Raw genomic sequence first — 3,015 nt, 5'->3', positions numbered from 1 at the left:
AATTTGTTTAATATCGAATAAAATTAAATCAGTGTATTCCATTAATTCTTCAAACTTGGAAAAGAACGGCTCTTCAAAGGTAAACGGCTTGCCACAACTGTCTAAAGTCGTGTTGATTCCCATTTCTTTCGCTTTTTTAAATAAATCAATTAGAAAATCAATTTGCAGCAAAGGTTCTCCACCACTTACAGTTATTCCACCCTTTTTCCCCCAGTAGCTTTGATAATTCAACGCTTCCTTTAAAATATCGTCAGCGGTTCTCTTTTTTGCCTTCGGATCATTGATCTTCCAAGTATCTGGATTATGACAAAATTGACAGCGCATGCGGCAACCTTGCATAAATACAATAAAGCGCACCCCTGGACCATCTACAGATCCGAAACTCTCGATTGAATGGACATTTCCGACAATAGGTTGTTCAGCCACAGTAGACATAAACAGTCCTCCCTTATATATAAAACTTCTTCCGAAATTTTTAATCGTTCCTTATAAAACCATGATAGTAAGTAAGGCGAATAGACCTCCGTCCATCCGCCCTTACGAACCACTTCATTTATTGAATCAGTAATTACATTTTTGCGTGGAATGTACGACTGATTACATCTTCTTGTTGTTCACGTGTTAAATCAATAAATTTAACAGCGTAGCCAGAAACTCGAATTGTGAAGTTAGCATATTCTTCTTTTTCTGGATGTTCCATTGCATCGACTAATTTTTCTTTTCCAAAAACGTTCACGTTTAAATGATGAGCCCCTTGATCAAAGTAGCCGTCTAAAACGTTTGTCAAGTTTTCAATACGTTCATCTTCATCGTGACCTAAAGCATCTGGATTAATACTTTGTGTATTTGAAATACCATCTAACGCGTATTCATAAGGTAATTTTGTTAACGAGTTAAGAGATGCTAATAGTCCGTTTTGCTCAGCACCGTAAGAAGGATTTGCTCCAGGAGCTAGTGGTTCGCCTGCTTTACGTCCATCAGGCATTGCTCCAGTTGCTTTTCCGTAAACAACATTTGAAGTAATCGTTAAAATTGATGTTGTTGGTTCTGAATTACGGTAAGTATGATAGTGTTCTAATTTCTCCATGAATGTCTTCAATAGCCAAACGGCTAAATCATCTGCACGCATGTCGTCATTTCCGTATTTAGGGAAATCACCATCTATCTTAAAGTCAGTAACGATACCATCTTCATCACGAACTGGGAATACTTTCGCATACTTAATTGCAGCCAATGAGTCAACAACATGAGAGAATCCAGCAATTCCTGTTGCAAAAGTACGTTTCAAGTTCGTATCCATTAATGCTAGTTCAGCCGCTTCATAATAATATTTATCATGCATATAGTGAATCGCATTTAAAGTATTCACATACATTCCAGCTAACCATTCTAACATATCATCATATTTAGCCATCACGTCATCGAAGTCCAATGCTTCATCTGATTCAATTGGACGCAGATCAGGACCGACTTGCGTTTTAGATTTTTCATCGACCCCACCGTTGATCGCATACAACAATGCTTTTGCTAAGTTGGCACGAGCACCAAAGAATTGCATTTCTTTCCCTGTCTGTGTAGCAGACACACAGCAGCAGATCGCATAGTCGTCTAACCACACTGGGCGCATAACATCGTCATTTTCGTATTGAATCGAAGAAGTATCGATCGAGATCTTCGCTGCGTAATCCTTAAATCCTTCAGGTAAACGAGAAGAATATAATACAGTCAAGTTCGGTTCTGGGGATGGTCCCATGTTTTCCAACGTGTGTAGGAAACGGAAATCATTCTTAGTAACTAAAGTACGTCCGTCCATACCCATACCTGCGATTGAAAGTGTTGCCCAAACTGGGTCACCAGAGAACAATTCATTGTATGAAGGAATCCGAGCAAATTTAACCATACGTAATTTCATTACTAAATGATCAATTAATTCTTGCGCTTGTTCTTCAGTCATTGTTCCATTTTCAATATCGCGTTGGATATAAATATCCAAGAAAGTAGACACACGTCCGATTGACATTGCAGCTCCATTTTGTTCTTTAATAGCAGCTAAGTAGCCAAAATATGTCCATTGTACAGCTTCAGTCGCATTTTCAGCTGGACGAGAAATATCAAACCCATAGGCTTCTGCCATTTCTTTGATACGTTTCAATGCTTTGTATTGATCGCTGATTTCTTCACGCAAACGAATGTCTTCTTCTGTAAACTGACCGTGTCCAGAATTTGCATGATCTTTTAATTTTTGTTCCATTAAATAATCAATTCCGTATAGAGCTACACGACGGTAATCTCCAACAATTCGACCACGTCCGTAAGTATCAGGAAGTCCCGTAATAATTTTCGCACGACGAGCCGCACGAATCTCAGGCGTATATACATCGAAAACTGCTTGATTGTGCGTTTTGTGATAATCATTAAAGATTTCAGTGTATTTAGGATTTGGAGTGTAACCGTATCTTTCAAGCGATTCTTCTGCCATACGAATACCACCATAAGGCATAAATGCACGTTTTAATGGTTTGTCTGTTTGAATACCGACGATTGTTTCTTTCTCTTTCATACTTTCATCGATATATCCAGCACCATAAGCATTGGCTGCAGAGACAATATCTGCTTCCATATCCAATACGCCGCCGTTTTCACGTTCTTGTTTTTGAAGTTCTTGTAGCTTGCCCCATAATTCGTTTGTTGATTCTGTTGGATCTGCTAAGAAATCGGCAGCGCCTTCATAAGGTGTGTAGTTTGCTTGAATAAAATCACGAGTATTGATTTCACTCTTCCACAGATGCCCCTTAAAGCCTTCCCATGCAGACTTCTCAGTGTTCTTCATCTTTTCTAGTTCATTTGTTGCAGTTCCCATTCAAAAGGACCTCCTTAGAATATAAAAACTTCATTGCTACAGCTTTACGAACAAAGTATAACACATAAATTCTTTTATGCAAGCCTTTCCTTGTGAAAGATTAATTAGAAAATAATTTCTATTCTGAAAAAGCCTACAAGCATTGGTACAAAAGC

At 38.4% G+C, this 3,015-nt stretch carries 2 protein-coding genes; both read right to left on the bottom strand.

What is annotated here, in order from left to right; translation table 11 throughout:
• The coding region (locus A5868_RS06375; RefSeq protein WP_140404343.1) for a 4Fe-4S cluster-binding domain-containing protein at nucleotides 1–435 on the bottom strand (435 nt) is incomplete at its 3' end.
• A gap of 133 nt (nucleotides 436–568) precedes the next feature.
• Nucleotides 569–2,860: a formate C-acetyltransferase gene (gene pflB / locus A5868_RS06370; protein ID WP_086304286.1), complete on the bottom strand. Its 2,292-nt coding sequence runs from the start codon at nucleotides 2,858–2,860 to the stop codon at nucleotides 569–571.
• Nucleotides 2,861–3,015: the final 155 nt, after the last annotated feature.

Origin of the sequence: Enterococcus sp. 12F9_DIV0723, from assembly GCF_002174375.1 — a bacterium.
Taxonomy (GTDB): domain Bacteria; phylum Bacillota; class Bacilli; order Lactobacillales; family Enterococcaceae; genus Enterococcus_A; species Enterococcus_A gilvus.
The sequence above is the reverse complement of the archived record's forward strand: the minus strand, read 5'-3'. Positions and strand labels throughout refer to the sequence as shown.